At 65.3% G+C, this 26,277-nt stretch carries 28 protein-coding genes; 11 read left to right on the forward strand and 17 right to left on the reverse strand.

Annotation, left to right across the window (positions count from 1 at the left end):
- The first annotated feature begins 46 nt into the window (after positions 1 to 46).
- Complete coding sequence (locus tag QF092_RS11385; RefSeq protein WP_281464018.1) at positions 47 to 1,306, forward strand: GAF domain-containing protein; 1,260 nt, start codon at positions 47 to 49, stop codon at positions 1,304 to 1,306.
- A 17-nt stretch (positions 1,307 to 1,323) separates the two neighbouring features.
- Here the strand turns inward: QF092_RS11385 and QF092_RS11390 are convergent, their stop codons facing one another.
- From QF092_RS11390 to flhA, 3 genes are read right to left on the reverse strand one after another with little or no spacing between them, the layout of a single operon-like run.
- Positions 1,324 to 2,049 (reverse strand): sigma-70 family RNA polymerase sigma factor, encoded by a 726-nt coding sequence (locus QF092_RS11390; protein ID WP_281464019.1) that lies wholly within the window; start codon positions 2,047 to 2,049, stop codon positions 1,324 to 1,326.
- A 34-nt stretch (positions 2,050 to 2,083) separates the two neighbouring features.
- Positions 2,084 to 3,211 carry an AAA family ATPase gene (locus tag QF092_RS11395; RefSeq protein WP_281464020.1) on the reverse strand — a complete coding sequence of 376 codons (1,128 nt, stop codon included), beginning with the start codon at positions 3,209 to 3,211 and terminating at the stop codon, positions 2,084 to 2,086.
- Positions 3,208 to 5,364, reverse strand: a complete 2,157-nt coding sequence (flhA, locus tag QF092_RS11400; RefSeq protein ID WP_281464021.1) for a flagellar biosynthesis protein FlhA — start codon at positions 5,362 to 5,364, stop codon at positions 3,208 to 3,210. The genes QF092_RS11395 and flhA overlap by 4 nt, the downstream gene beginning before the upstream one ends.
- A 314-nt stretch (positions 5,365 to 5,678) precedes the next feature.
- Between flhA and QF092_RS11405 the strand changes: the two genes are divergently transcribed.
- The 5 genes from QF092_RS11405 (at position 5,679) to QF092_RS11425 (ending at position 8,816) form a co-directional block, all read left to right on the forward strand.
- Positions 5,679 to 6,212, forward strand: coding sequence for an LPP20 family lipoprotein (locus QF092_RS11405; RefSeq protein WP_281464022.1), 534 nt, complete (start codon positions 5,679 to 5,681; stop codon positions 6,210 to 6,212).
- The gene (locus QF092_RS11410) at positions 6,212 to 7,306 is read left to right on the forward strand and encodes a hypothetical protein (protein WP_281464023.1); all 1,095 of its coding nucleotides are present in this window, start codon (positions 6,212 to 6,214) and stop codon (positions 7,304 to 7,306) included. The genes QF092_RS11405 and QF092_RS11410 overlap by 1 nt, the downstream gene beginning before the upstream one ends.
- Positions 7,307 to 7,317: 11 nt before the next feature.
- Positions 7,318 to 8,010 carry a flagellar basal body P-ring formation chaperone FlgA gene (gene flgA, locus QF092_RS11415; RefSeq protein WP_281464024.1) on the forward strand — a complete coding sequence of 231 codons (693 nt, stop codon included), beginning with the start codon at positions 7,318 to 7,320 and terminating at the stop codon, positions 8,008 to 8,010.
- Positions 8,011 to 8,111: 101 nt separating this feature from the next.
- The gene (gene flgM, locus QF092_RS11420) at positions 8,112 to 8,351 is read left to right on the forward strand and encodes a flagellar biosynthesis anti-sigma factor FlgM (RefSeq protein ID WP_281464025.1); all 240 of its coding nucleotides are present in this window, start codon (positions 8,112 to 8,114) and stop codon (positions 8,349 to 8,351) included.
- A gap of 45 nt (positions 8,352 to 8,396) precedes the next feature.
- Positions 8,397 to 8,816, forward strand: a complete 420-nt coding sequence (locus QF092_RS11425; protein WP_281464026.1) for a hypothetical protein — start codon at positions 8,397 to 8,399, stop codon at positions 8,814 to 8,816.
- A gap of 65 nt (positions 8,817 to 8,881) precedes the next feature.
- Here QF092_RS11425 and QF092_RS11430 read toward each other — a convergent pair whose 3' ends face one another.
- Together QF092_RS11430 and QF092_RS11435 are read right to left on the reverse strand one after the other, a co-directional pair.
- On the reverse strand, positions 8,882 to 9,505 hold the full coding sequence (locus tag QF092_RS11430) for an SEL1-like repeat protein (protein ID WP_281464027.1): 624 nt from the start codon (positions 9,503 to 9,505) through the stop codon (positions 8,882 to 8,884).
- Positions 9,502 to 9,930, reverse strand: a complete 429-nt coding sequence (locus QF092_RS11435; protein WP_281464028.1) for a hypothetical protein — start codon at positions 9,928 to 9,930, stop codon at positions 9,502 to 9,504. The genes QF092_RS11430 and QF092_RS11435 overlap by 4 nt, the downstream gene beginning before the upstream one ends.
- A 146-nt stretch (positions 9,931 to 10,076) precedes the next feature.
- Here QF092_RS11435 and QF092_RS11440 point away from each other — a divergent pair, with 146 nt between their 5' ends.
- Together QF092_RS11440 and QF092_RS11445 are read left to right on the forward strand one after the other, a co-directional pair.
- Positions 10,077 to 10,562: a hypothetical protein gene (locus tag QF092_RS11440; RefSeq protein WP_281464029.1), complete on the forward strand. Its 486-nt coding sequence runs from the start codon at positions 10,077 to 10,079 to the stop codon at positions 10,560 to 10,562.
- Positions 10,563 to 10,615: 53 nt separating this feature from the next.
- Complete coding sequence (locus QF092_RS11445; protein WP_281464030.1) at positions 10,616 to 10,816, forward strand: hypothetical protein; 201 nt, start codon at positions 10,616 to 10,618, stop codon at positions 10,814 to 10,816.
- On the opposite strand, the gene QF092_RS11450 is transcribed toward QF092_RS11445, so the two are convergent.
- From QF092_RS11450 to QF092_RS11505, 12 genes are all read right to left on the reverse strand, one after another.
- Positions 10,776 to 10,994, reverse strand: a complete 219-nt coding sequence (locus QF092_RS11450; protein WP_281464031.1) for a hypothetical protein — start codon at positions 10,992 to 10,994, stop codon at positions 10,776 to 10,778. The genes QF092_RS11445 and QF092_RS11450 overlap by 41 nt on opposite strands.
- Positions 10,995 to 11,005: 11 nt before the next feature.
- Positions 11,006 to 11,311 (reverse strand): hypothetical protein, encoded by a 306-nt coding sequence (locus QF092_RS11455; protein ID WP_281464032.1) that lies wholly within the window; start codon positions 11,309 to 11,311, stop codon positions 11,006 to 11,008.
- The gene (locus tag QF092_RS11460; RefSeq protein ID WP_281464034.1) at positions 11,308 to 11,703 is read right to left on the reverse strand and encodes a flagellar export chaperone FliS; all 396 of its coding nucleotides are present in this window, start codon (positions 11,701 to 11,703) and stop codon (positions 11,308 to 11,310) included. Before QF092_RS11460 ends, QF092_RS11455 begins: the two co-directional genes overlap by 4 nt.
- A 177-nt stretch (positions 11,704 to 11,880) precedes the next feature.
- Complete coding sequence (locus tag QF092_RS11465) at positions 11,881 to 12,384, reverse strand: hypothetical protein (RefSeq protein WP_281464035.1); 504 nt, start codon at positions 12,382 to 12,384, stop codon at positions 11,881 to 11,883.
- 165 nt (positions 12,385 to 12,549) lie between these two features.
- Positions 12,550 to 15,810 carry an Hpt domain-containing protein gene (locus QF092_RS11470; RefSeq protein WP_281464036.1) on the reverse strand — a complete coding sequence of 1,087 codons (3,261 nt, stop codon included), beginning with the start codon at positions 15,808 to 15,810 and terminating at the stop codon, positions 12,550 to 12,552.
- A gap of 62 nt (positions 15,811 to 15,872) precedes the next feature.
- Positions 15,873 to 16,277, reverse strand: coding sequence for a response regulator (locus QF092_RS11475; RefSeq protein WP_281464037.1), 405 nt, complete (start codon positions 16,275 to 16,277; stop codon positions 15,873 to 15,875).
- 45 nt (positions 16,278 to 16,322) lie between these two features.
- On the reverse strand, positions 16,323 to 18,377 hold the full coding sequence (locus QF092_RS11480) for a methyl-accepting chemotaxis protein (protein WP_281464038.1): 2,055 nt from the start codon (positions 18,375 to 18,377) through the stop codon (positions 16,323 to 16,325).
- A gap of 14 nt (positions 18,378 to 18,391) precedes the next feature.
- Positions 18,392 to 18,913: a chemotaxis protein CheW gene (locus tag QF092_RS11485; protein WP_281464039.1), complete on the reverse strand. Its 522-nt coding sequence runs from the start codon at positions 18,911 to 18,913 to the stop codon at positions 18,392 to 18,394.
- Positions 18,914 to 18,951: 38 nt separating this feature from the next.
- Positions 18,952 to 20,118 (reverse strand): protein-glutamate methylesterase/protein-glutamine glutaminase, encoded by a 1,167-nt coding sequence (locus QF092_RS11490; RefSeq protein WP_281464040.1) that lies wholly within the window; start codon positions 20,116 to 20,118, stop codon positions 18,952 to 18,954.
- Positions 20,118 to 20,927, reverse strand: a complete 810-nt coding sequence (locus tag QF092_RS11495) for a CheR family methyltransferase (RefSeq protein WP_281464041.1) — start codon at positions 20,925 to 20,927, stop codon at positions 20,118 to 20,120. Before QF092_RS11495 ends, QF092_RS11490 begins: the two co-directional genes overlap by 1 nt.
- Positions 20,924 to 22,135 (reverse strand): chemotaxis protein CheA, encoded by a 1,212-nt coding sequence (locus QF092_RS11500; protein WP_281464042.1) that lies wholly within the window; start codon positions 22,133 to 22,135, stop codon positions 20,924 to 20,926. Before QF092_RS11500 ends, QF092_RS11495 begins: the two co-directional genes overlap by 4 nt.
- Before the next feature lie 153 nt (positions 22,136 to 22,288).
- Positions 22,289 to 22,594: a hypothetical protein gene (locus tag QF092_RS11505; RefSeq protein ID WP_101921659.1), complete on the reverse strand. Its 306-nt coding sequence runs from the start codon at positions 22,592 to 22,594 to the stop codon at positions 22,289 to 22,291.
- A 391-nt stretch (positions 22,595 to 22,985) separates the two neighbouring features.
- On the opposite strand from QF092_RS11505, the gene QF092_RS11510 reads away from it, so the two are divergent.
- From QF092_RS11510 to fliF, 3 genes are read left to right on the forward strand one after another with little or no spacing between them, the layout of a single operon-like run.
- Positions 22,986 to 24,122, forward strand: coding sequence for a sigma 54-interacting transcriptional regulator (locus tag QF092_RS11510; RefSeq protein ID WP_281464043.1), 1,137 nt, complete (start codon positions 22,986 to 22,988; stop codon positions 24,120 to 24,122).
- 10 nt (positions 24,123 to 24,132) lie between these two features.
- Complete coding sequence (gene fliE / locus QF092_RS11515) at positions 24,133 to 24,519, forward strand: flagellar hook-basal body complex protein FliE (RefSeq protein WP_281464044.1); 387 nt, start codon at positions 24,133 to 24,135, stop codon at positions 24,517 to 24,519.
- A gap of 23 nt (positions 24,520 to 24,542) precedes the next feature.
- Complete coding sequence (gene fliF, locus QF092_RS11520; RefSeq protein WP_281464045.1) at positions 24,543 to 26,252, forward strand: flagellar basal-body MS-ring/collar protein FliF; 1,710 nt, start codon at positions 24,543 to 24,545, stop codon at positions 26,250 to 26,252.
- The last annotated feature ends 25 nt before the right edge of the window (positions 26,253 to 26,277 follow it).

A 26,277-nucleotide genomic window follows, 5' to 3' on the forward strand; every position in this document is an offset into this window, starting at 1 on the left:
GGGTCAAGCCGTTCAGGTGAGAAGTATTTTCGAGCAGGAGGCAGGAATGGCAGTGGCCCATCTCTACGGTCTTAAACCGGTCGAGCGCGAGGCGCCGCGGGCGCCGCGGATGTTCGTTGAACCCGCGGATTTTGCCGCTGTGGCGGAACTGGCGCGATCCATCGCCGGTTGCGAGCGGGCCTGCATCCGACTGGAAGATGACGAAACGGGCGAGATGCGGCTGGCCTTTTTTCCGGGATTGCCGGGCGTGGAAGACCTGCCCGCGGCGCTTTTGCCGAATGGGCGCGGGTTGACGGTGCTGGACGACATGCCAGCATCGCGGGAGTTGGCCGAGGCCGGCCTGCCGGAGCTGGCCTTTTGGGCGGGCTTTGCGCTGAAATCGCAGGGCGGGCGCGTTCTGGGCGTGCTGGGGCTGATGGACAGTGCGCCGCGCAGCCTGAACGATGTGACAGTTCAGCAATTGGTGCAGCTTTCGGGCATCCTGTCCTTGGGGATCGGCATGGCGGCATCCGTCATCCGGGTTCTGGCGCGGCAGACGCTGGGCGTGATCGAGGATGTGACCGAGCTGGAAGAGGGCGCCGCCTCGCCTGCGCTGCGCGGGTTGATGCGCTATGCCACCGGGCGGTTGCCCGCCAATGACGAAGCGATGGCGATGCGGATCACCGGGCTGGCCGAAATGGTGGACGGGACGCTTTTGTTGACCGAGACGGCGAAGTCGATCCTGTTCACGCATGGGTTCCGACTGTCTTCGTCGGAGTTGGTGGAACCAGAGGCAGAAGAAGAGGTGGCGACCTCGGCTGCGCCGAAGGAATTTCAGGCGATGGCGCGGCTGCGCATCGGCGAGGTGCATCACGACATCGCGCGGGATGACGAGACGGACAAGTTTGCCTTCCGTATCACGGGAAGCGATGCGGATTGGGTGCTTCTGGACAATGGGCTGGAGCAGGGTTGGCCGGAAATGGCGGCCGAGATCATCAAGCGCACCCGCAATGCGACCTTTGACTATGTGCGCATGCACATGATCCATCGCCGCGACGCGCCGATGCCGCAGGGCGAGTATCGCTATGACCTTTATGGCATCGAATGGTGCGTGCGTGGCACACCCGAAGCGGCAGAGGCGCGGGGCGAGGATGGGGTGTGGCGCGGCTTTGACGCATCCAGCGCAAGCCCGGACAATCCGCGGGACTTTTCGGCCCTGGCGGCCTTTGCGGCGATCCCCGATCTGGAGACACGTATCGGGGAAGATGTGCATGAATGGTCCAAGCGGATTGCCGCCGGATCGGAGATCACGCCTGTTTTCAACTGAAGGTAGGAGGGGACGCTTCAGTCGGCGTCCCCCTCCATCTTGACGATGCTTTCCCGAAGGCGGCCGACGGCCGCCTTTTTGATTTGGCTGACGCGGCCCGTGGTGACGCCAAGGATTTCGGCGATTTCGTAGACGTTCAGTTCTTCGACGAAATAGAGTTGCAGGACAAGCGCCTCGCGTTCAGGCAGTTCGCCCAGAGCGCGGCGCAGCATCTGGCGCATCTGGTCATGCTGCATCTTGTCTTCGACGGAATGGCCGCCGTCGCGGAAGAGCATGGAGTGATCGGTATAGACCTCGTCCAGCGACTTGATCTGCGAGGCGCCGAATTGGGCTTCCCAATCTTCCAACTCGCCCACGGTGATGCCCATGTCGGCGGCGATCTCGTGCTTTTCGGGGGTGCGGAGGAGCGTCTGTTCCAGCTTTTGCATCGAGGCGCGCATGCGTTGCTGCATCACGATGGTGGCGCGGCAGAGCGAGGAGGAGGCGCGGAGATAGTCGATGATCGAGCCACGGATACGGATCGCGGCATAGGCGGCGAAGCTGGCGCCCTGACGCGGGGTGTAGCGCTGGGCGGCATCGACGAGGCCCATGTATCCCACCTGAAGCATATCCTCGACCTCGGCCATGCGGCCGACGCGGCCATGCATGTGCCAGGCGATCTTGCGGACGAGGTCCATATGGGAGCGGACCAGTTTCTCGGGCGAGGGGCCGTCCTGTTCGGCATAGCGTTTGGCGAGCATCATTCGCGCCCTTTCGATGAGGGTTCGTGGAAACAGATCATTCGGCAGCCCCGGCATAGGCGGGGGACCAGCCATCGACCCAGTTGCGCAAATCAACGAGGCCGGGGCGGGAGAGGACGTGGACAAGCCCCGTTCCCGCCGCCGTCCGCGTGAGCCTGAGGCCAGCATCAGAGATGGCAGCCAGTTCACCCTGTTCAGGCCACCACTGATCCAGCCCCGTGAGGGTGACCGTGGGGGCGAAGGCCTGCCAATCGTGGCAGGCCCGCGCGACGCGGGCCGGGTGAAGGCCCGCAGGCAGGCAGAGGACAAGCTCTGCCCCTTCGATTTCGATAAGCCGGGCGACCAAGGCGGGCGCATCGGCGGGAACGTCGGACAGATCGATGATCTGCGGCGCAAGGGGATGGGGTTCGGGCAGGTCCATCGCCGCCGCGATATGCGGACGATCAAGCGTGAGGCCCATGAGCCGCGCCCAGCCGCGCAGGCGATCTTCGACCAGAAGGGTGCCGGGGACGGGCGCGATCATCTGGGGCCGCAGTTCAGGATCGGCCAGCATCCAATGCGCGGCGATGCGCGCTGCCAGCATGGATTTGCCTGCGCCGGGGGGCCCCACGATCAGCAGCCGGGGCGCAATCTCTTCCTGCAGCCCCGGAGGGGGCAGGAGGCTGCGCGCCAAGCGGGTGAAGGGATCGGTGGGGACGGCACGGGCGGCCTCGGCCCGCAGGGCGGAGGCGAAATCGTAGGTTTGCGGGTCCGACGGCGCGGGATCGGGCGGCACGGGATGCGGGCGCGGGGCGGCATCAAGGCGCGGGCTGCGGGGATCGACGGCGCGGAAGGCCGGTTGCGCCGGGGCGTCCGTGGCGGGCGTGGCGGGCGTGGTTGGAACCGGTTCAATGGGAGGGCGCGGCGGTGTGCGGGCGGCAGTGGTCGCCACTTCGGCCAGCCGAGAGGCAAGCTGGGGGGCGGCTGCGAGAAGCGCCGCCATCGCTGGATCGGGGGCCGGATCGGGGGCGGGAGCGGGGATCGCGCCTTCGGGCGAGATCGCCGTCACCTCGACCATACCGCCGACGCGGCTGGTGGAAAGGATCAGCGCGTCGGGGCCGAGACGGCGGAGGAGTTCCTCCATCGCCTTTTGGCTGTCTGTGGCGCGGACGGTGATTGGTGTCATCTGTCAGCCCCCATCGGAGTCATCTGAGGTTGCGGTTGAGGAGTGGGCACGCGCGGCAATTGCTGCTGTCCGCCAATGGCGGCCACGACTTCCACGCGGCGGTTGTCGGGCAGTTCGTTGATGCCCATGACGATGGCGTCGGGCAGATGCGGGCGCAGGAATTGCGCGAAGCTGCGGCGAAGCTGGCCTGCGACGATGAGCACGGCCTGTTTGCCTTGGCCTTGGGCGTTATCCAGCGCCTCGGAGATCGACTTGACCAGCGTGGCGGCGAGGCCGTTGTCCAGCACCAGCCCCTCTTCGCCCTGACGGCGGGCGCGGATCAGGAGTTGTTCCAGTTCCGGGTCCAGCGTGATGAGCGGCAAAGGCGTGTTGATCGGCACCATCTGTTGCAGAAGGAGCGGGATCAGCATCGGGCGCAGCGCTTCGGCCATGTCGGCGGCAGAAAGGTTGCGGGGGGCCAGTTCGGCCACGCCTTCAAGGATGCGGCGCAGATCACCGATCGGGATGCGTTCGGACAGAAGCCCGCGCAGGACGGCGGTGACGGTGTGCAGGGGCACGACCTTGGGCACCACGGCATTCACAAGGGTGGGCGAGATGCGGGCAAGCGTATCGAGCAGCAGCTGCACGTCATCAGGACCGATCAGATCGGCGGCATGTTTGTAGAGAAGCTGCGACAGGTGGGTGGCGATGACAGATTCGGGTTCCACCACCACGTGATCGTCGGCCTCGGCCTCGGGGAGTTGGTGGGGCAGGATCCAGACAGCGTCGAGACCGAAGGACGGATCTTTGACATCGATCCCCTTAAGCTTGCGCGTGGAGGAGGCGCCGGGGATGGCGAGTTTGCGGTCGGGATAGACCACGTCTTCGCCCCGGATCACCTGCCCGATGCGGATGCGATACTGGTTCGGCGACAGGGTGAGGTCGTCGCGGATGCGGACGCCGGGGACGACGAAGCCCATCGCCTTGGACACTTCGCGGCGGATGGCGGTGATGCGCTGCACCAGCGCGCCGCCGCCTTCGCCTGCAAGGGGGATCAGGCCATAGCCGATCTGAAGCGAGACGGGGGCATGGTCAGTGACATCCTCGGCGGTGATCGCCTCGGTTCCCGGACGGGTGGCATCGGTGCCGGGGGCGGCGGGGCCGCCTTGGGCTGCGGTTTCCTCTTCGAGTTCGGGGGTTACGTCGGGGCGGCCAAACCATGCCAGCACGCCAGCTGCGGCGGCACCGACAAGGAACATGGCATTGGGCATGCCGGGAACGAGGCCGATGATGGCCATGACGCCCGCCACCGGAAGCCAAGCCTGGCGCAGGTGGATCTGCTTGGCGATGAGGCCCGACATGTCATGCGAGGACGAGACGCGGGTGACGATGATGGCGGTGGCGATGGACAGCAGGAGCGCGGGGATCTGTGCGACAAGACCGTCGCCGATGGAGAGAAGGACGTAGCTATGGGCAGCCTCGGACAGGCCCAGATCGTGCTGGATCGTGCCGATGAGGATGCCGCCGATGATATTGATGGCGAGGATCAGGATGCCCGCCATGGCATCGCCCTTCACGAATTTCCCGGCACCGTCCATGGAACCGTAGAAATCGGCCTCGGCGGCGACCTCGGCCCGGCGGAGGCGGGCCTGATCGGGTGTCAGAAGTCCGGCATTCAGGTCGGCGTCGATGGCCATCTGCTTGCCCGGCATGGCATCGAGGGTGAAGCGGGCCGACACCTCGGACACCCGGCTTGCGCCTTTGGTGATCACGACGAGGTTGATGATGACAAGGATCGTAAAGACGAGGATGCCGACGATCAGGTTGCCTGCGATGACGAAGGCGCCGAAGGCCTCGATCACCTTGCCGGCGGCATCGTGGCCGGTATGGCCTTCGGACAGGACGATCCGGGTGGAGGCCACGTTCAGCGCGAGGCGGAAGATGGTCGCGATGAGCAAGAGGTTGGGAAAGCTGGAGAAATCCAGCGGGCGATAGCAGTAGAGCGCCACCATCAGGATGACGAGGGACAGAAGGATATTGCCGACGAAAAAGATATCCAACAGCACGACAGGCAGGGGCAGAACCATCATCGCGATGATGGCGAGGATGCCGAGCGGCAGGGCGATGCCGCCCATGGCGGTAACGAAGCCGGTCTTTGCGGCGGCGCTGCTCATGCTGCGGGTTTCCCTGTTCTGGCGGTGGCGGCTGGTGTCATTGGCCCGTCATCCCCGGTAGTCTTGCGTGTCTTCGGGACGGGACTTGCAAAGCCTGTGCCAGAGGGCGGCAGACCTGCGGATGGGTGGAGTTTGTGGGCTGTACGGGGATTTGTGGGCAGTGCGGGGAAAGGATCGCGCGCGCCTGCCCGCACGAGGGCGGATTTTCGCCGTGACGTTGACGGCTGCGTGATCTGGGGCGTGCGCGGGGGAACGGGTGGCATGGGGATTGCAGGGAAAGGGCCAACTGACGGACCCTTGACTGGAGCCTTGCGATGCACCGCGCCGCCCCTGCCCTTTTTCTGATCGTACCCCTGCTTGCGGGCTGCGTGTCCACGCCGCAGACGGCGACGCAGGCTTTGCCCCTGAGTGCGACGGAGGCGACAAAGCAGCTGGCCGAGGTGAAGGACAACCTTGATGCCGCCGACCGGATGAACGCGCCGCCGCCGCCTTCGGCGATTGCGTCCAATCCGGCGGTGCAGCCTTTGAAGGGGATGGGCTTTGCCCAGATCGCGGGGCAGCCGGGCAAGTCGAAGAATGAAAAGCGCCTGATGGCGATCCGGGCGGCACGGATGGATGCGCTGCGCGATCTGACGGAACAGGTGCATGGCATCCGCATCAATGCGACAACGACGGTCAGTCAGGCCGTGGTGCGGGATGACAGTCTTTCGGCGGTGGTGCAGGGCACATTGCGCGGCGCGCGGACCGTGCGCGTGACGCCGAAGGGCAGCGACAGTTACGAGGTTGAAATGGCGCTGGACCGTGAGACGGTGGCCTATATCGTGCGCGCCCTGAAGGGGCGGGTGTGATGCGCAGCGCGGCCCTAGCCCTTGCCCTGATGCTGGCGGCGCTGCCTTTGCGGGCGGCGGCGGAGCAGGTGGTGCGGGCCACGGGCTTTGCCATCCAATCCGGCGCAGAGGATGCCGCAAGCGCCAAGCGCCGCGCCGTGGCGGATGCGCTGTTGCAAGCCGCCTTGTCGGGGGGCGCATCGGTCACCGGGCATACGGTGATGGACAAGAGCGTGATTACCAGCGACCTTCTGATCGTGCGGCCCGTGGGCCGGGTATTGCGCCACCAGATCGTGGAACTGTCGCAGAATGGCGCGACATGGAATGCCACCATCGAGGCCGTGGTCGGGACCGGGGTTTCGGGGGAATGCACGCGGCGGCGGGATCTTTCGCTGATCGTCTATGCGCCAGTGATTTCGGTTGCGCCGCAGGCGCCGGCCTGGACGGAACCCTTGGCGATGGATGTGGCCAAGCAGATGGTGCGGCGGCTTGAGGCGCATCCGTCGACCGATCTGGTGCGGGTGACGGATCGCCCCTTCCCACGGCTTTCGAAAAAGCGCGAGGCCACGGATTACGTGACGCTGACGCGCGGGTCGGTGCGGCTGGGCGAAGGGGAGCATGCGTTCATCCCGGTGGTCGAGGTGGATGTGGGCGGGACAGGCCCGCGCCCCGATCTGCGGATGCGGATCGAGATGGTGCTGATTTCCGGCACGGGCGAGGAATCGCGGCAAGCGACCGAGCGGCGCGTGGCGCTGCCGGGGGTATCGCCGCTGGGTCGTCTGGCCATCGCGTTGGAACCGGACCGTCGGCAATTGGCGGCCAAGCTGACCGAGGGGTTGGAGCGCGAGATGGATACCTTGCTGGACATCGAGACCTGCAAGCCAGTCACGGCGCGGTTGGATGTTGCAGGCGGCAAGATCGTGGCCCCGGTGGGCAAGCGACAAGGTCTGACGCGGGGGAGCATCGCCTTTACCGCCGATGCCGATGCATCGACCGAAATGCTGGAGGTGGTCGAGTTGGGCAATGACCGTGTGGTGCTGCGCCCGCTTGATCCGGGACGCGGCGCCAAGGCCTTTGCTGGGCGGCCCGTCCGGTTCGTGGAGGCGGGGCTGTGAGGGGGATTGCGATGGCTGCGATGCTGATGGCGACGCCCACGCTGGCGATGGATTATGGCGGCGGCGTGCCGGGGCCGGAGATTGGGCGTCTAATCCGTGCGGCGATGGCCGAGGCGGGCGAGATTGTGCCGGATTTTGCCGATCCGGCGCGGGGCTTTCCACCCTGCGCGACTGTGCCCGTGGTTCTGCCGCGGCAAGGCAGTTGGGCCACGGCCGAGGTGCGCTGTGATGCGCCTGTCTGGAGCCGTGCGGTGCGGACAGGGGCGACGCCGGGGGCGGCCAGTTTGGCCGCCGCGCCGGGGGCCGCTGACGAGGGGCCGATGGCCGTGGTTCTGGCCCGCAGCGTGGCGCGGGGCGCGGTGTTGATGGCCGAGGATGTGACGCTTGCCCCGGCAGGCATGCGGGGGCCGGATGGCATTTTCACCGATCCCCAAGAGGTGATCGGTCGGCGGACAAAGACGGCGCTGGGGGCGGGCAAGCCCGTGCTTTTGCGCCAGTTGGAGCCTGTCTGGATGGTGGCGCGGGGCAATCCCGTGGTGTTGGTGGCAATGGCCGGGGGGCTTGCCGTTTCGGCCCCGGCAGAGGCGCTTGACGACGGGGGGATGGGCGATGTGATCCGCGTCCTGAACAAGTCGAGCGGGCGCGAAGTGAAAGCCGTCGTCACGGGACGAAATTCCGTGCTGGCGCAGACTAACATGCGCTGAAATCCGTCCGTAATGACAGCTAAACGGAGGCTCTCATGGTAGACCCAATCTCAACATCTGTTGCACGTCCGCGGATCGCCCGTCCGGGCGAGGATGCGGCTATGCCGGTTCAGGGTTCCACCGCGGGCGGCGCTGCGATGGCTGTCGGACCAACCGCAGGGGACAGCGTTTCGCTGAGCCCGGCGGCACAATCCCTGCCCGCGGAGCTGAAGGGTGGACCACCCATTGATCTGACCATCGTGGCCAAGATCAAGGAAGCGATCGCGGAAGGCAAATATCCCATCGATCTGGAGAAGATCACCGACAGTTTGTTCGAGAACTATCTCGAACTGACCCAGTGATCCCACGCCTGATCTGCAAGACTCAACGACCCGGAGCCTTCCGACATGACACTCGGCACGTCTGCCATTCTTCTGGCCACCCTTCTGGCGGGAATTTCCCTTGTTGCCTTTGGTCTGCTGCGCAACCGCGCGCGGGGCGAAGAGGCGCTGGCGGATATCGGACCCACCCAAGGCGCTGTTGCGCCCGATCTGCATGATGATCTGGCAGGGGCCTTTGCGGCGCGGCTGGAGGTGATCATGGCCGAGCAGACGGCCCGGCAGTCCGAAGCGCTGAGCGATGCGCTGGCGGGGCTGAAGTCGGATATCCAGCATCTGAAATCGGACGTGGAATGGCTGGCAGGCGAACGGATGATCGAGCAGGCGATCACGCTGGCGCAGACCGGGCTGGAGGCGGAGGAGATCGGGCGCGAATTGGGCCTGACGCGGGAAACGGCGGAAACGATCCGCATGTTCCGCCGCCACTAAAGGTTGCGCATTCAAAAGCGGGGGTCGGACGGGATGCCGTTCGGCCCCCTTTTCTTTTGGGGTGGTCAGGGCAGTGTTGCGCAGAGGGGATGGCCTGCCATCCCGCCCGCACAAAGGTCGCGCAGTGTGGCGATGGCGGCATCTTGCGCGGCAAGGCGGTTTTTGGGGTCGATCCGGGCCATGGTTTCATCGCGGGCCGCCGCCGCATTGGGCGTGGCCAATGCCGCCGAAAGGGCCTGCCAGACATAGCCGCCTTCAAGATCAGGCTTTGGCAGAAGGTCGAGCCGAAGGACCGAACGTTCCAGCATCGCGCGCCCGTCACCCGATTGGATGCGGGGGGCGAGATCGGCCTCGATCCGGGCGACGAGTTCCTCGCGCAGGGCGGGGGTGGCCTTTTCGCCCAGCTTTTCGATCAACGCGCGGGCGGCGGGCACGCCCGACAGGCGGGCGCGCCATCCCCAGTAAAGCGATTCACGGTCGTTCTGCGGAACGCCAATGCCTTCGGCATAAAGAAGGCCAAGGTTGAACTGTGCCTCGGCATCACCCGCACGGGCAAGATCCAGAAGCATCTGCGCCGCCTCGGGTGCGCGGCCCGCGCGCAGGGTTTCGATGGCCGATCCCAGATCGGGCGCGGCCTGTGCGGCAAGCGGCATTAGCAGAAGCGGAAGGAGAAGCGCGCGGGATTTCATCGGGCGGCCGTCAGGACAAGTTGCAGATACAGAAGCCTGCGCCGGGGCATGTGCCGGATAGGCCGTTCATAGACCACGACTTGCGGGCGGCTGTTCGCCTCGGCCACGAATTCGATCTCGATGTTTTCGGGGAGAAAGACATCGTAATAAGCCAGCACGGCCACCGGATCGGCGGCGAAGCGGTCACGAAAACCGGGATCAATCCAGATGCGGGCCAAGGCGCGGCCGAGGATATCGGGCAGGTAGCGTTCCACCTGCTCGCGGTTGCGCAGGCGGGTTTCGTGGCGCACCAGATCATAATCGCGGGCGTTGGGCTGGACCTTCGGCTCTGCCGCGCCGGACACGCCATAGGCATGGCGCACCGCGTCGCGCAGGCGCGTGAGCGTGGGCAAACGAGAGATGACGGGGACAAGCGCCCGGGACATCCTCTCTTTCATCGCGGGGCAGCCCTTCGCAGAATGTTCAATTCTAGGGGGAAAACGGATGATCCGGCGATTTGTTTAGGACCATACCCTCAAATGGCGGGTTGCGCTGCCGTTCTGATCTAGAACGGTGAAGTATGGGGATTGCCATGACCGTGGCCTTGCCGGGCCAGACGCCAGCCATTCTTGGTTTTGCCTTTCCGGCGGGGCTAGCCCTTGTGCTGGCGGTGACGCTATTGGCCACCCCGCCCAGGCAGGAGACGCGGGCGGAGGATGAGGCGGCAGAGGCGGTGCGGCCGCCGGGGACACGGCATCTTTATGTCACGCTGGATGCGCCGATCTTCATCAACATGGGTGTCGGCACCCGGATGCGGCTGGACATTGCCGTTTCGGTCGAGGGGACGACGGCGCAGCTTCTGGCGTTGAATGGCATGGTGGACGGGGCGCAGGCCCGCGTCGCGGCGGCAATCAGCGCCGAGGCGCAGGAACTGGCCATCAATGGGGCGGACAGCGCGGTTGTTCATGCAAAACTGCCAGCGCGGGCGCGGGATGCACTGAACGCGATGCTGGGCGACGAGACCTTTCCCGCACCGGTGACGGAGGTTCTGCTTATCGGGGTGGCGGTGCTGGACTGAGGCGGCATGCATCTTGCAGGACTGGGGCGATAGACCGCCCAAGGAGGCAGGACATGACAGCGATGACGGATAAAGCAATCACCGAGGCAAAAGAGCGCGCCGTTCTGGCGGCGGCGATGCAATCGGTGGCGGTGGAATGCGTTCATTTCGACGGGGCAGAGCAGCCCCTGCGGCGGCGCCTGATGCCCCTTGCCGGGCTGCTGGCACCTTTGGTCACTTCTCGTCTGGGTGACGGTCTGCGCGACGCCAGCTGAGATAGCGGTAGAGGAAGGTTCCGGCGATCACCGCCGGGAACCACAGAACCAGCTGGCGCAGGTCCGGCAGGTTGGACAGGAGCCGGTCCGTCAGGACAGGGTCCAGAAGGCCCATGCCCAAAAGCGGCGCGGCCGAGAGCAGGAACCAGCGGATATTTAGGCAGCGCCGACAGGCCATGGCACCCCCCTTTAGCGGGGACGGTCGCCCGACGGGGCGTTGTAGGCGGCGCGAAGCTGATCGTCGCGGCGGGCCGCGACCTCGCCCCGCGCGAGGGCCTGTTCCAGAACGGCAATCGCACAGGCAACCACGGATTGGGCATGGCGAACCGCGGCTTCGTGCTGGGGGCCAAGGTTGCGGGCCATGCGGTCCAGATCTGCGGTTGATATCAATGTCTGCACGATGTCTTCGCGCTGCGCCGCCTCTTCGAGACGGGCGGTGATCAGCGCCAGCTCGACCGCGGCGGGATCGGCGAAGGGGACGCGCTGGAAGGTCATGCTGCGCTGCCCGTCACGCGGGTGCCGATCTGCTGCCATGCGGCGAGAAGGCTGCCGATGTGGTCGGCGCATTCGGAAAGGCGGGGTGACGGCTCGCGGCGGAAGGCTTCGGCCACGCGGAGGCGGCAGTATTCGTAGACCCGGAACAGATGTTCGGAAATCTCGCCTCCCTTTTCGAAATCAAGGCTGGATTGCAGGATGTAGATCGCGGTGAACGCCCGGTTGATATGCGGCGCGGGATAGGTGCGATCGGGTTCCGCAGCGGCAAGGACGCGCAGCGAGCGTTCCAGTTCGCGCAGGGTGACAAGAATGATGCCATGGGGGCTTTCGACAGCGAGCGCCTCGCCGGTGTCGGTGCGGCGATACTGGGCACGGGCATCGAGGAAAGTCATTTGCTGCATCCTTTCGTGGGCGCTTGGAACTGCCTGTTGTTGAAAAGAGAAACGGCCTTTTGGCACTTATGTTTAGCGGCTTTTGGCGGCGGTTTTGGTGGGTTAGACCGAACGACGAAGGGCGGGCTGCATGTTTCAGCAGGCCCGCCCCAATGGCACAGGAGGATGTGTCCAAGATCAGTGGAAGAGGGCCACGCGGCGGGTGGCCGGACGGCGCAGGAGCGCGGTGCGGGACGGTTCCGGCGCAACCTGGCGCAGGCGCGAATGGGCGAGCATCTGGCGCGCGGTGGCCAGCGTATCGGCCAAAGTGTCATCATCGGCATCAGCGTCGAAGATCAGGTCGATGGCGAAACCGCTGGCTTCGGCGGCGGTGGCGCGCGAGGCGGCGATGACGATATCGCGGCGGGCCCAGCCGAGCTGTGCCACCAGAAGCGCAAGGCGGCGGGCGGGCACGGTGCCGGGATCAAGGTCGAGGATCAGCATGTCGGGCGCATCGCGGCGCAGCAGGGCAAGGTCGCAGCCGGTGGCGTCGATCGCAGTGATATCGCGGGCGGCCAGCGCCTGAAGCAGGCGGGGGGCGCGGGGCGAGAGGATCGCCGCATGGACGGGGTGGCGCCAGTTCGCGGCCTCGGGGAGGAAGGGAGCGGATTCAGAAGGAACAACGGCGCGATGCATCATCATGGGACTACCCCGGAACCTTTTCGACAGGAGCCGCCCTACCCCTGCGGGTTTTGACGACTCAGTGCTTTCTCTGACTCTGAAATTCCCTTATTTCACTGATGTTTTCAACGTTACTGGGGCCCTCCGATACGGATGCCGCAGGTGGCGGCATCCGTGTATACCCCCTTACATCCGAAGGGATGTGGATACCGAATGGGTCGGCGCCTGGGCTGCGCAGAGCATATTGGCCGAGACGACCATGCCCACATCGCCGCCCGCAAGAAGGGCGATACCGGTCATGTTTTGAAGCCCGGACAGCACACCTTTGAGCGGGCGGAGAAGGACCAGCTGCTGACCAATCAGTTCATCCACCGGCACAGCGACAGAGCGACCCTGCGCGCCCACGACGACATAGACGTTGCGGCGGCTGGATTGCACGGGCGCGCCACCGCGCGGGCCGGGAAGGGAATGGACCGCGACGATCTCATTTTCGCCGATGCGCAGCATTTCGCGCCCTTCGGCGGCCGAGACGCGGAGACGGCGGTCGGCTTCGGGTTGCAGGATCATGCGGATGGCATCGACGGGCACGACATAGCGCACGCCTTCGACACCGACGACCATGCCTTCCAGCACGACCATGGCAAGGGGCAGCGAGATATGGAAACGCATACCGGTGCCCGGTAGCGCCACCTGCCGCAGGCTGCCCCCCATGCGGGTGACATTGGCGCGCAGGTCTTCGAGCGCGGGCGAGGCCTCTGACGCGGTGCCGTCGTCTTCGAAGATGGCCAGCACCCGTTCTTCATCGCGGTGGAACGAGATGTGGAGGGTGCGCGGTGCCTCGGTGCCCAGTTCCAGCCGCGCCACGGCAAGGTTGCGCAGGATGCGGCGGAGGTTTTCAAGGATCGTCAGGTCAAGCGTGAGTTCGCCGCCTGCGAAGGAGGTGGTTGCTTCGCGGCGATTGCGACGCGAGTAGGTTTGAATAAACGCCTCGAGCGGGCGGAAGATCGTTTCGATCCGGCGCGAGCGGATTTCGACGGTTTCTTCCTGCAGCCGCGTGATCTGGCCGACGAGTTGGGTTTCCAACTGGGCGAGTTCCTGAAGCTTTGTGCTGAAACCCGTCAGGAGGGCGCGCAGCGGCGTGCGGGCGCGGCGCCAATCGTTGCCGACGCCGCGCATCACGGCCTCGACGCTATCAAAGAGATCGTCTTCGGACAGTTCGGTCAGCATATGGCTGATCATGGATTGGCTGGCAGCGATTTCGCCGATCTGTTCAACCATCTCGGCGCTGATGCCCGCCTGCGGGATTTGCGCCAAGGCGGCATCCGGGTCGGCGGGCGCGGTTTCCGGCACATCGGCGGTGGTGGGCACCAGCATCCGGGTGAGTTTCAGGTTGCGGGCCGTGGCATCAAGGGAGGCCAGCGCCTCGCCCATCCCGGCCTCATCGAGAGCAGAGGCGAGAAGAAAGTCGAACAGCGTGTTGTCGCCATCAAAGACGGTGACATTGGTGATGGAACGGACGGTGTCTTGCGACAGCCAACCGATGAAAGCCTCGGCCAGTTTTTCGTCATTGTTGATGTCGGCGCGGACGATGAAGAAGCGCAGACCCTGTTCGATGGCCTCGGACGCGGTGCGGACGCTTTCGGGCGACAGGACGCGGTGGAATTCCTTGGGCAGGCCAAGGCGGCGTTCGACGGCAGAGGCCGTCATCACGCCATCTTGCACGAAGCAGAGGTTCGATGCCTCTTCGAACAGCTTTTCAAGTGAGGCGGTGTCGGGGGTCTGCCCTTGGGTGATGGCGTCGAAAACGAGTTCCACCGTGTCGATGAAGCCGCGGGCGACATGGGACAGGATCGGGTCGGGGACGACGCCGCGCGTATGCAGGCGCGAAAAGAGATCGATCAGCGACATGGCCAGCTGACCGGCGGTTTCGATACGGTGATGGCCGCAGGCGTGATGAACAAGGCGCATCAGCCGATCAAGGCGGAGGAAGTCGGCATCCAAGTCGGCGGCGGCCCTGAGCCGTTCAAGCGTGGCTTCGAGTTCCGAGAGGGTGGAGAAGACGTGTTCGGCGCACCAGCTTTGCAAGAGTTCGCGCGGGCTGACGCCCGAGGCGCGGGCGGCGTCGGGCATCACTGCCTCGACCCCTGCCAGTTCTTCGTAAAGCCGCAATTCGGCGGCGTGGAAATCCTGCGCGTTGGTGGCAACGGGAATACGGGCCGCGGCCTCATCGGCGCGGACATAGCCGGATTGCTGGGCGGCCTTGCGGATGATGGCGACGCGGTCTGCTACGGCAACGGGATCGGGGGTTTCGCCGCAGAAGAAGCCGGTGCCAAAGGCGGCAATGTCGGACAGGGGATCGCGGATCAGATCGAAGAAGCCGTGTTCGGGGGCCTCGTCGGCGGTTTCTGACGGGCCGAAGGTGGCGTCGGACAGTTCCGAAAGCGCCAGCAGCAGCGCGGCAAGGGGTTCGGACCCCTGTTCCGGAGCGGCGAGATAGGTTTTGAGAGTGACGGACCAGTCATCCAGCCCCATCTGACCTGCGGCATGGGCAAGGTTGTCGGCCTCGCGCCGGGCTTTGGGGCGGATGGTGTCGGGATCACTGTCGAAGGCGGCGAGGTGGTCGGTCAGCTTGCGCGTGGCGTCGCTGGCCATGCCGCGAAAGATTTCGCGATATGCGGGATCGTCGGCAAGGCGCTTTTCGGGGCGTTTTTCGGCACGCGGGGCGGCGGCGGGTTCCGGTTCCGCGGCGACCGGGGCCGGGGCGGGTTCCGGCACCACTTCGGGCGCGGGCTCGGCGGTGGGTTCGGGGGTAGGTTCGGAGGCCTTGCGGGCGCGTTTTTTCGGGGCGGGTTCCGGTGCTGCCACCGGTTGGGGGGCAGGTTCGGGATTGGGTTCGGGGGCCGCCGCCACGGGGGCGACGGCTTCGGGTTCTGGCAGCGGAGCGGGGGCCGGTTCGGCCAAAACTTCGGCGACAGGTTCAGGGGCGGCGGGGACCGGGTCCGCCGTCTTTGCCTGTTCTGCCGGTTCTGCCGGGCTGGGCGCACCGCTTGCGCGGGCGATCTTGTCCTTCAGGCGGTGGAGCAGATCCTCGGACGGGCCGGGGTCCACATCGGCGCGGGTGGCAGCCGTATCTTCCAGCATGCCGCGCAGCGTATCGGCGGCGAGAAGGAGGATATCCTTGATCTCGGCATCCCACGGGACGCCCTGATCGCGGACCAGACCGATCAGGTCTTCGGCGTAATGCGCGCGGCTTTCCACCACGGCCAGACCCAGCACGCGGGAATTGCCCTTGAACGTATGGACGGCGCGGAACAGGGCCGAGACATGCGCGCCTTGATCGGCGGCACCCCCATTGCCGAGCGCAAGAAGCGCGGTTTCCATCGCATCCAGAGCCTGCGCGCCATCATCAGCGTAGAGGGCCCAGATTTCGTCCATTTCGTCAGACATGTCAGCCTCGTGCTGTGTCGGGCGGGTGAGAACCCGCCGTCAGGATTGCCGGTGCGAAAGGATCAGGCGGCGCAGAGGGTGCGCATGGTGCGCGCCAGTTCGTCGCCTGTCTTTTCTTCAAGGTCATGCGAGACGGTGCCCGAAGGTTTGGCCACCACCCCATCGGCCCCAAGTTCGCGCGCCTTGGCGGCATGGGCCGAGCCGGACACTGCCACCGAGGACAGCATGCAGATCTTGGCGCGCGTCTTGAGTTTCGCATGGCGCAGGAATTCGAGGCCGTCCATGACGGGCATTTCGATATCCAGCAGGATCAGGTCCACGTCGGGAACGGTGGACAGTTTGTCCAGCGCCTCTTGCCCATTGGCGGCCTGTGCCACGACCTTGAAGTCGGGCAGGGTCTTGATGAAGGAGGCGATGTAGAGCCGCATCATGGCGGCGTCATCGACGATCATGACATTGTAAGGCATCAGGTTCTCTCCGGTCGAAGTTGGGGCGGGTGTGTGGTCCCGCCGTCAGAAATTTGCGTAGCCCCGCTGGTCGCGGTCGCTGTTGAGTTGCACGCGGGCCGGGGCCGCCCCGCGCGATGTCTGGGCGATCATCGACTGGATCTGCGACATGAGGTCGGCAGGGATCTGGTCGAGGTTGATGGCGCTGCCCTTGAGCTGCGCCACACGGCGGAGGCGGAAGCGGGCCAGTTCGCCGCGCATGCCTTCGGTCGCGGACTGCATCTCGGCCACGGCAGAGGCGAGTTCTTCGGCCTGCTGCGAGGTGGAGAGGGCGGATTTCGCGATCTCGCCAATCGATCCGTTGATCTGGGCTACGCCGCGCGACTGTTCGTCGGAGGCGGAAGCGATGTCACGGACCAGCGATTTCACCTTGGCGATGTCATCGGCGATGGAGACGAAGGCGCGGCTGGTTTCATCGGCGATGCGGACACCGGCCTGCACGCGGGTGGAGGCGTCTTCGATCAGGTCCGAGGTTTCGCGCGCGGCGCGGGCCGAGCGGCCGGCGAGGTTGCGCACCTCTTGTGCGACGACGGCAAAGCCCCGGCCATGTTGGCCTGCGCGCGCCGCCTCGACCGCCGCGTTGAGGGCGAGGAGGTTGGTCTGGAAGGCGATCTCGTCGATGACTTTGATGATCTTGGCGATATCCTGGCTGGAGGCGCGGATGCCTTCCATGGAGGCCACCATCTCGGCGATCTTTTCCTTGCCGCTTTCGGCGACTTCGGAGGCGCCCGTCACCAGCTGGCTGGCGGAAGTGGCGGCGGCGGCGTTGGATTTCACCTGAATGTCGGTCTCTTCGGCGGTGGCGGAGACTTCGTCCACCGACGAGGATTGCACCTGCGCGTTGGAGGCCAGGGATTGCGAGGATTGGGCCATCTGGCGGACCGAGACGGAGACCTGCTGCACCTGTGTATCAAGGGCCGAGAAGGCACCATTCAGGCTTTCGAAGGCGGCCTCGAACGCCTCTATGATCCGGCGGTAGGCACCACTGTGGCGCGAGGCGTCGATAGAGGTATCCAGTTCGCCCGAGACGATGGCGTTCGACAGCCGTTCGATTTCGGTCGTCACGTCGCGGAAGTTGCCGCGGATGCGGTCCAGCGTGGCCATCAGATGATGGAACTGGCCGCGATGGGCAGAGGTGTCGACGCGGACATCGAAGCGGCCTTCTACCAGCGCGGCGGCGAGCGTTTCGATATCGCGGAACACGGATTTGAAGTTGGCGCGCACGCCTTCCATCGCTTCGTTGATGAAGGCGGACTTGCCGGGGAAGGTTTCCAAGGGCGCGTCGAAATTGCCTTCGGCGAAGTCCGAAATGCAGGCGATGATCTTGCGCTTGGTTTCGATATGCGCCTGAACCATGTGGTTCACCTTGTTCAGGACATCGGCATTGCCTGCGGCGTAGCCCTGCGCATCAACGAAGTGGTCAATGTCGCCCTTCTGATGGGCGGCGGCCATGTCCGAGATGGCGGCGATGAAGCGAGAAGCTTCCGCGCGGGCCTTGTGATCGACGGTTTCGTCGCGCCATTCGAGGATGGCACCGTTTGCGCTGCCGTCCTCAAGCAGCAGCGGCGTGGCAGAATAGGCGAAGTGGCGACCGCCTACGACGAGGTTGCCTTGGCAGCGATCCGACAGGCCATCGGACAGGCGCGGCTGGGCGGGGTCACGATGGAAGAGGTCCACGGATTTGCCCACCAACGCGTCCAGCGCAAAGCTGGGCAGATCACCGCGGATCGCGGATTCATGGGGGCCGAACATGGCATGGGCCGCCTTGTTGACGAAGCGGATCGTCATGTCGGCATCGGTGATCACGACAGGCGTCGCCAGAGCGTCATAGGCGGCGAGGCAGGACTGGCTTTCCCACAGGCTGGGCAGCGGCGTGTCGGCGGTCGCGGCAGGCATGTCTTCGGTCCTTTTCGAAAGGTCGGCGGTTGGGGCATCGACCATGGGCGGGGTTTCGGCATCATCCTCGATCAGAGCTAGCGGATCGGGACGCGGGTCGGGACGGGCGGCAGCGCGGCCGGTGGTGGCGCGGGCCGGACGCGAGCGGTGGGTCGGTTCGGTCATCGCCATCCTCCGGTTCAGGCGGCCATATCGGCGGGCAGGGCGATGTCGCCATCGGCGACAAGCACCTCGGTATCCAGCAGCACGGCAACGCGGTCACCGATGCGGCCGATGCCAGCGATGACGGGGCGGCTGGAGGCGCGGCCGAACTGGGTGTGGCGATCCACCTGCGAAGGCGGGATTTCCAGCACTTCGGAAACGCCATCGACGATCAGGCCGATGGGTGCTTCGCCCACATCCATGACGATGACGACGGTGCGTTCATCATAGGCGCGTTCGGGCATCCCAAAGCGGAGGCGAACATCCATCAGCGGGATGACCTTGCCGCGCAGGTTGATGACGCCCTTGATGTAATGGGGCACGTCCGGCACGGACATGATGCGCTGCATGCCGACAATTTCGGTCACGCCGGCGATGCCGACACCGTATTCTTCGGCCCCGAGGGCGAAGGTCAGATACATTTCGTCGATATTGTCGGCCTCGCGCAGCGACTGCCCGTCCGGGCGTGCCTTGGTGGCTTCGGCAGTGTCTTGGGCCATGACGCTCTCTCCTTCCGTGTTCCGTTCTGTGGTCCGGTTCAGACCCGTGCCGCGTGGGGGGCGGTCACGGCCTGCAACATCCGGGCCGGTATCTGTTCAAGTGGCAGGATCGACTGGGCGGCGCCCATGTCGCGTGCTGCCATCGGCATTCCATAAACGACCGAACTTTCCTCATCTTGAGCGAGGGTCGCGCCGCCCGCGCTGCGGATGGCGAGAAGGCCTGCTGCACCATCGCGTCCCATCCCTGTGAGGATCGCGCCGATGGCCTGTGTTCCTGCGGCATGGGCCACGCTGTGGAACAGGACATCGACCGAAGGGCGCGAAAAGCAGACTGGATCGCCGGGGCGCAGGGCGACGCGGTAGCCGCGCCCCTGACGTTCCACCGTCATGTGGCGGGTGCCACCGGGGGCCACGAGGATTTGGCCGGGTTGGACCGTATCACCATCCTGTGCTTCGCGGACCGCCATGGCGCAGATCGTATTAAGACGAGAAGCGAAGGGACCTGTGAAACCTTCGGGCATATGCTGGACGATGAGGATCGGCGGGGTTTCCGGCGGGAAACAGGGCAAGATCGTCGAAAGCGCCTGCACGCCCCCGGTGGAAGAGCCGATGCAAAGGAGCGTCGAACCACCCGTGTGGCGCGGCTTTGTCGCGGGCGGGGAGATTTCCGTGGCGACGTTGTGCTGGGCAACGGGACGGGCATGGCGGGGAATGCTGGGCGTGGCCGCAGCCGGTGGGGGTTCGGGCAGGCTGGCGGGGGTTATCGGCAAGGCGTGGCGGGTGCGCCCCGTCGCGACGCGCGCGCCCGAAGCCGCGCGCACGCGGGTGCAGATATCGGTCATGATCGTGGGCAGGCCAGCGGCCAGGCCGAGGCTGGGCTTGGAGATCACATCCACGGCCCCCGCTTCAAGCGCGCGCATGCTGATATCAGCGCCGTCGCGGGTGAGGGAGGAGATCATCACCGTGGGGATCGGCATGGAGGGCAGGTAATGGCGCAGGAAGGTCAGGCCATCGACGCCCGGCATTTCGACATCCAGCGTGATGACATCGGGGCGATCGCGGCGCATCACTTCCCATGCGGCCTCGGCGCTGCTGGCGGTGCCGATCACCTCAATCTCGGGGTCGGCGGCTAGGCCCATGGACAGGACGCGGCGGATCATCGCGCTGTCATCCACGATCAGGACGCGGGTTGTGCGGGCCTGCATCACGCGCCCTCCTTGCGGAAGATGGCGTTGGAGATGGGCGTCCAAGGCGCGATGACATCGCGCACGTTTTCGGTGACGGAGGTGACAAGCCAGCCACCGGGTTCCGTCACCTCATGCAAGGCGCGGAGGGTGGCGATCTGGTCGTCGCGTTCGAAGTAATAAAGGACGTTGCGACAGAAGACGGCCTGAAACGTCTTGCGGAAGGGATAGGGCCGCGTTTTCAGGTTCATCTGCCGGAACGTGCAAACGTCGCGGATTTCCTTTTTGACGCGCAGGCGACCGGCTTCGGCGGGTTCGAACCAGCGCGCGAGGTAATCGGGCGGAACGCGGTCAAGGCGGTTTTCAGGATAGGTGGCGGCCTCGGCCTCGGCGATCACGGGGGCGGAGATGTCGGTGCCAAGGATCGCGGTGCGGCGCAAGGCGACGGGGCCAAGCGTTTCGGCAATGAGGATGGCAAGCGTATAGGCCTCATCCCCGGCGGCGCAGGCGGCTGACCAGATACGGATTTCATCCCTCTGGGCGAGGCTTGGCAGGATGTGGATGCGGAAGGCATCCAGCACATCCATTTCGCGGAAGAAATAGGTGTGGTTGGTCGAGGCCGCATGCATCACGGCCAATTGCAGTTCCATCGAGGAGCCAGAGTTCAGCCGCCCCGCGATGTCGGAAAGATCACGCATGGCGAAGTCGCGCTGGACGCGCGCAAGGCGCTGGCGGAGCTGTTCGATCTTGTGTTCGGGGAAGTGGATGCCGCAGCGCTGCGACAGCCAGCCCCGGATCGCTTCGGCCCCCTGACGGTCGGTCGTGGTCATTGCGGACCCCCGGATGGACCGACGGCGAGGCGTTCGCAATCGAAGACAAGTGCCACTTCGCCCGTGCCAAGCAGCGCGCAGCCCCAAGAGGCGCGAACTTGCGCGAGACGGCCAATGAGCGGTTTCATCACGACCTGCTGGCGGTCGAGGATTTCGTCCACGGGTACAGCGATGGGGCCGGAAGAGGTGTTGAAGACCACAAGCACTTGCGTCGGCGGGTCTTCGGCGCGGTCGAGGGGGGTGCCATAGAACTGATCCAGGCGGCAAACCGGGATGAAGGCGCCGCGCAGGCGGAACATTTCGGACCCGGTATCGGCCGAGATGCCGACAAGGTCTTCGGGACGCGGCTTGGCGATTTCCGACACCACGTCGATCGGCACGGCGAAAAGCTGGTGGCGCAGGCGCAGGATGATGCAATCGAGGAAGGCCAACGACACCGGGATATGCAGCGCAACGCGGGTGCCCTGCCCTGCCGTGCTGTCCACGGCGATGCGGCCACGCAGGGCCTTCATCGTGGCGTTCAGCACGTCCATGCCGACGCCGCGCCCTGAGAGGTTGGACACCACATCGGCGGTGGAGAAGCCGGGTTCGAAGATGACCTTCCAGAGGGCGGAAGGTTCGGGTTCCTCGTCGGGGCCGAAAAAGCCCTTTTCGCGGGCCTTTTTCAGGATTTTGTCGCGGGCAAGGCCACGGCCATCATCGGCCACGGTGATGCGGACCTCGGACCCTACTTGCGCGGCGGAAAGGATGATGCGGCCCTGTTCGGGTTTGCCCGCAGCGCGGCGATCTTCGGGGCCTTCAAGGCCGTGGTCGGCGGAGTTGCGCACGACATGGAGAAGGGGGTCGTAAAGACGGTCGGCCACCAGCTTGTCGATGGCGGTATCGCCGCCTTCGATATCCATCTCGATCTGCTTGCCAGTCTGGCGTTCCAGTTCGCGCACCATGCGGCGCAGGCGGCGGAATACATCGTCCACGGGGACAAGGCGCAGCTCGGTGGCCGCATCCTGCACTTCGCGCACGATCATGTTCAGGCGATGGACGGCGGCATCGAAATTGGTGAGTTGCAGCCCCGACAGATCGGGCGACTGCACGGTTTCAGAAACCGAGAGAGAGAGTTCACCCACAAGATCCATCAGACGGCTGATCTTGTCGGAGGAGACGCGCATCAGGCCGCCATCGGCCGGCGTGGTTTCCACGGCGCCGCTCATGCCCGGCCCCCTGCTGTGCAAAGGGCGCAATCCGCACTGTCCCGAAGCCGAGACATCATGTGTTCGTCCTTTTCTTTCGCATCCATCGGCGCTTTCGCCGCGATCATCTGCAAGTGGTGGGCCACGTCAGCAGCACGACTGAGGGGGGCCTTGTCAGGCCGCCTCGGAGTTGCGGTCGAAGTTGAAGATGCAGACCCCGTCAAATCCGGTGGATTTGAAAAGGAATGTCTTCTTCATCGTATCGAGGAACCCGCCATGGTTCTTTTCGAAGTTCTTCAACTCGCTCACTGCGGGGAAGAAGACGTTGATGGACACGTCGCCTTCCTTTGAAATCAGGACGTTAAGCCCTGTCAGATTGCAGCTGGGAATGGCGTTCCCCAAAGCCTCGATCACGAAAGGCGCAGCGATCTGCGCCGCGTCAAGGCTGGGAAATTTGAGATGATACGTCTTTGATAGCATGGACTCTGCCCCGGGTTGGTCGGTCTTGCGGTGATTGGAACGACCCGTTGGCGCAGAATGTGATACATACTTTCGGATGGGAGGGCAGTTTGTTGCGCTTTTCCCGGTGGAAAACTGCGCTGGATGCCGGGAAAGCAACCGCCCGGATGGACCCCGCCCATTCGGATGGGTCTGACCCCGGCGATGGTCGTGTCGGAATTCCGAAACCTCGGCGCATTTTGCGCTGATGGGTGTCGGAAGCGCCGATGAAGCCGGGCCCTGACAGCGAAAACGGCCGGGGCATGAGGCGTTTTAGCGGGGGGTATCGAAGAATTTTCGTCAGCGCGGGGCGGGTGGCACGGTTCCTGCCTCTTCCTTACCCGAATGCGTTTCCATCAGCCGGAGTAAACCCATGGCCGTGATCCACATCCTTGACGACGCTTTCGAAGCCGGTGCCGCGATGGCACAGCTTTTGTCCCGCCGCCGGATTGCGGCAGAGCGGGGCGCAAAGCCGGTGGCGGGGACGCATGTCCTTGTCGCCTCGGCGGCGGCGGAGGCGGGTCTGGGTGGCGCGCGCGGTCTGACCGATCTGGCGCGGGGCGCCGGGGCGAAGTCGATCATGGTCGTTTCGGAAGGGGCGGCAGCCTTTGGCGTGGTGGAAGAGATGGGCGGGCGCGTGCTGCGCGTGGCCCTGCCCCGCAGCGGCCAGCCCGCGCTGCGCGATGCGGGGCTGATGACGCTGGTCGACATGATTGCCGGGCAGGTCCAAGGGATGGTCGCCGCCGATCCGGCAACGGGCGAGTTGATCGATCTGGCCAACCGCGTGGCGCGGACGGATGTGACCGTCTTCATCAACGGCCCCACCGGTTCGGGCAAGGAAGTGCTGGCGCGCACGGTGCATGCGGCAAGCCGCCGGGCGGCAGCGCCTTTCGTGGCGATCAACTGCGCGGCGATCCCCGAGAATATGCTGGAGGCGATCCTTTTCGGGCATGAGAAGGGGGCCTTCACCGGCGCATCGAACGCCAACAAGGGCATCATCCGCGCCGCCGAGGGCGGGACGCTGATGCTGGACGAGATTTCGGAAATGCCGATGGGGTTGCAGTCGAAACTCTTGCGCGTGTTGCAGGAGCGGGCGCTGACGCCGATTGGGGCGCAGGCTGAGGTGGCGGTGGATATCCGCGTGATCGCAACGTCGAACCGCGACATGGAGGAAGAGGTGCGCGAACGCCGGTTCCGCGAGGATCTGTTCTATCGCCTGAACGTCTTTCCGCTGGCCACCCGCGCGCTGTGCGAACGGCCGGAGGATATTCCGGTTCTGGCCTGCGCCATGGTGCGGCGGCACGCGCCTGCGGGCCAGCCCCTGCCGATGCTGACGCCGGATGCCATCGCCGCGCTGGTGGCACATGACTGGCCGGGCAATGTGCGCGAATTGGAAAACGTCATCCAGCGCGCGCTGGTGATGCAGGAGGGCGGGCGGATCACGCCCAATGATCTGCTGATCCGGGCGGCGACGCCGACGGTGACGCGGCTGATGGCACGCGCGGTCTGAGGCAGGCAAGATGAGCATCGGATCGGTGAACGGCTTTTCGCCCTTCGCTGCCGGATTGATCCGGCCAGAAGGGCCGCAGGTGGGCCAGCAGGCGGGTCTTCAGACGGGCCAGCAGACAGGCGGCATCCAGACGCCTTTTGCACCCCAGGCCACGCCGGGGATCGGCGAGGCAAAGGGGCCGGGTTTTGGCGAACGCATCGCGGGCGCGGTCGATAACCTTGCCCAAGCACAGAACACAGCCACGCAGCGGGCGCGGGATTTCGAAATGGGTCTGGAGACGGATCTGGCCTCGGTGATGATCGATCAGCAGATCTCATCGCTTGGGTTCCAGTTCGCGCTGAACGTGCGGAACAAGGCGCTGGGTGCCTACCGCGACATTATGAACATGCCGGTCTGACAAGACGAGAGGATTGACGCAACATGGCAATGACCCCCATTCCGGTCGGCAGCGGCAACCCGATCGTGGCGCAGATGAAGGGCGCCGTCAGTAATGTGATGCGCATGGGCAACCAGCCCGCGCTGCGCCGCGCGATGCCGGCAATCCTGATCCTGTCGGTTGCCGTTCTGGCGGTGGGCGGTTGGCTGATCCTGCGGGAACCGGCGCGGATGGTGCTGTTTCCCGGAATGGCCGAAGCAGATAAGGCGCAGGTGATCGAGGCGTTGAACGCGGCAGGAATTGCGGCCTCGGTCGACAGCTTTACAGGCGAGATCGAGGTGGCAACCGCGGAATACCACCGCGCGCGGATGCAGCTTGCATCGCAGGGGCTGCCGACTTCGACCCCGGATGCCAATGCGGTGCTGACCGATCTGCCGATGGGGGCAAGCCGGTCTGTGGAAGGGGCGCGGCTGCGGCAGGCGCAGGAATTGGAATTGGCGCGGTCGATCACCGAAATCTCATCCGTGTCGCAGGCGCGGGTGCATTTGGCGCTGCCCGAAAAATCGGCCTTTTTGCGCGATACGCAGGCGCCGCGTGCGTCGGTTTTCCTTCAGCTTGCACCGGGCCGGATGTTGGAGCCCTCGCAGGTGGAAGCGATCGTGAACCTTGTGTCCACTTCGGTTCCCGGCATGGCGCGGGGCGATGTGACGGTGGTGGATCAGATGGGGCGACTGCTGTCGCGCGGTTCGGATGATCCGGCGGCGGTGGTGTCGGACCGGCAGTTGCAGCACCGGCTGGAGGTGGAGCAACTGTATCGCGAGCGGATCGAGGCGTTGCTGACGCCGATTGCGGGGCCGGGGAACCTGTCGGTGCAGGTGACGGTGGATATGGATTTCACGCAAAGCCAGATCACTGAAGAGCGGGTCGATCCGAACGGAACGGCGCTGCGGTCGGAACAGTCGGAATTGGTGGAATCGGCCGAGCCGCCGGCGCGGGGCGTGCCGGGCGCGGTGGCGAACCAGCCGCCGAACCAGGCGCAGTTGCAGGCGGCGGGTCAGGTGCCCGCGCCGACAGGTCCGCAGCCTTTGGCAGGGACGATCACCAACCGGTCCACTGGTACGACGAAGAATTACGAAGTGAGCCGCACGGTTGAAACCACGCAGCCCGCCACGGCCCGCGTGATGAAGATCAGCGCGGCGATCCTTTTGCGCGCCACGCCGCAGGCCCCGGTGGAAGAGGGGGCGGAACCGCCCCCGCTGTTGCCCGAGGCGCTGAAGGCCGATCTGGAGCGGCTGGCGCAAACGGCCATCGGCTTTGACGCGGAACGCGGCGATACGATCACCATCGCGGCGCAGCCCTTCATGGATGAGATGGTGATGGACGTGCCGACCGATTTTTCCTGGGTGCCGGAAGTGCTGCGTCAGGTGGGGATGATCGCGCTCGTGGCCATCGTGGCGCTTGGGATCATCCGGCCCCTGCTGACGCGGGTGGTGCTGCCGGGTGCGGCGGCGGCGAGTGCGATGCAGATGGGTGGCGTGGCCGGGGTCGAGGTGGCCGCAGGCGACAGTCTGGACGATGTGCAGGCCCGGCTTGAGGCGCGGCGCGCGAAGCTGACCAGTGCCGCCCTGGGCGCGAATGTCAGCCGCGAAGAGAAGTTCGCCGTGCTGCGCCAGATCGTGGCCGAAGACCCGGCACGCATCGCATCGGTCTTGCAGAAGATGATGAAGGACGACCCGTCCGCCCCGAAAGCCTAAGGAGAAGAGACGCGCCATGCCCGCC

This window comes from Fuscovulum ytuae (assembly GCF_029953595.1).
Lineage (GTDB): Bacteria > Pseudomonadota > Alphaproteobacteria > Rhodobacterales > Rhodobacteraceae > Paragemmobacter > Paragemmobacter ytuae.

Coding starts and splice junctions, on each gene's coding strand:
- QF092_RS11485 (WP_281464039.1), bottom strand. CDS start 18,913: ATGGCCCAAGACACTGCCGAAGCCACCAAGGCACGCCCGGACGGGCAG.
- QF092_RS11500 (WP_281464042.1), bottom strand. CDS start 22,135: ATGAGCGGCGCCGTGGAAACCACGCCGGCCGATGGCGGCCTGATGCGC.
- QF092_RS11460 (WP_281464034.1), bottom strand. CDS start 11,703: ATGACTTTCCTCGATGCCCGTGCCCAGTATCGCCGCACCGACACCGGC.
- QF092_RS11505 (WP_101921659.1), bottom strand. CDS start 22,594: ATGCTATCAAAGACGTATCATCTCAAATTTCCCAGCCTTGACGCGGCG.
- QF092_RS11435 (WP_281464028.1), bottom strand. CDS start 9,930: ATGTCCCGGGCGCTTGTCCCCGTCATCTCTCGTTTGCCCACGCTCACG.
- flhA (WP_281464021.1), bottom strand. CDS start 5,364: ATGAGCAGCGCCGCCGCAAAGACCGGCTTCGTTACCGCCATGGGCGGC.
- QF092_RS11510 (WP_281464043.1), top strand. CDS start 22,986: ATGGCCGTGATCCACATCCTTGACGACGCTTTCGAAGCCGGTGCCGCG.
- QF092_RS11450 (WP_281464031.1), bottom strand. CDS start 10,994: ATGGCCTGTCGGCGCTGCCTAAATATCCGCTGGTTCCTGCTCTCGGCC.
- QF092_RS11425 (WP_281464026.1), top strand. CDS start 8,397: ATGACACTCGGCACGTCTGCCATTCTTCTGGCCACCCTTCTGGCGGGA.
- QF092_RS11495 (WP_281464041.1), bottom strand. CDS start 20,927: ATGACCACGACCGACCGTCAGGGGGCCGAAGCGATCCGGGGCTGGCTG.
- flgM (WP_281464025.1), top strand. CDS start 8,112: ATGCCGGTTCAGGGTTCCACCGCGGGCGGCGCTGCGATGGCTGTCGGA.
- QF092_RS11475 (WP_281464037.1), bottom strand. CDS start 16,277: ATGCCTTACAATGTCATGATCGTCGATGACGCCGCCATGATGCGGCTC.
- QF092_RS11440 (WP_281464029.1), top strand. CDS start 10,077: ATGACCGTGGCCTTGCCGGGCCAGACGCCAGCCATTCTTGGTTTTGCC.
- QF092_RS11385 (WP_281464018.1), top strand. CDS start 47: ATGGCAGTGGCCCATCTCTACGGTCTTAAACCGGTCGAGCGCGAGGCG.
- QF092_RS11465 (WP_281464035.1), bottom strand. CDS start 12,384: ATGATGATGCATCGCGCCGTTGTTCCTTCTGAATCCGCTCCCTTCCTC.
- QF092_RS11455 (WP_281464032.1), bottom strand. CDS start 11,311: ATGACCTTCCAGCGCGTCCCCTTCGCCGATCCCGCCGCGGTCGAGCTG.
- QF092_RS11490 (WP_281464040.1), bottom strand. CDS start 20,118: ATGCAGGCCCGCACAACCCGCGTCCTGATCGTGGATGACAGCGCGATG.
- QF092_RS11480 (WP_281464038.1), bottom strand. CDS start 18,377: ATGACCGAACCGACCCACCGCTCGCGTCCGGCCCGCGCCACCACCGGC.
- fliF (WP_281464045.1), top strand. CDS start 24,543: ATGGCAATGACCCCCATTCCGGTCGGCAGCGGCAACCCGATCGTGGCG.
- QF092_RS11405 (WP_281464022.1), top strand. CDS start 5,679: ATGCACCGCGCCGCCCCTGCCCTTTTTCTGATCGTACCCCTGCTTGCG.
- QF092_RS11410 (WP_281464023.1), top strand. CDS start 6,212: ATGCGCAGCGCGGCCCTAGCCCTTGCCCTGATGCTGGCGGCGCTGCCT.
- QF092_RS11445 (WP_281464030.1), top strand. CDS start 10,616: ATGACAGCGATGACGGATAAAGCAATCACCGAGGCAAAAGAGCGCGCC.
- QF092_RS11395 (WP_281464020.1), bottom strand. CDS start 3,211: ATGACACCAATCACCGTCCGCGCCACAGACAGCCAAAAGGCGATGGAG.
- flgA (WP_281464024.1), top strand. CDS start 7,318: ATGGCTGCGATGCTGATGGCGACGCCCACGCTGGCGATGGATTATGGC.
- QF092_RS11430 (WP_281464027.1), bottom strand. CDS start 9,505: ATGAAATCCCGCGCGCTTCTCCTTCCGCTTCTGCTAATGCCGCTTGCC.
- fliE (WP_281464044.1), top strand. CDS start 24,133: ATGAGCATCGGATCGGTGAACGGCTTTTCGCCCTTCGCTGCCGGATTG.
- QF092_RS11390 (WP_281464019.1), bottom strand. CDS start 2,049: ATGATGCTCGCCAAACGCTATGCCGAACAGGACGGCCCCTCGCCCGAG.
- QF092_RS11470 (WP_281464036.1), bottom strand. CDS start 15,810: ATGTCTGACGAAATGGACGAAATCTGGGCCCTCTACGCTGATGATGGC.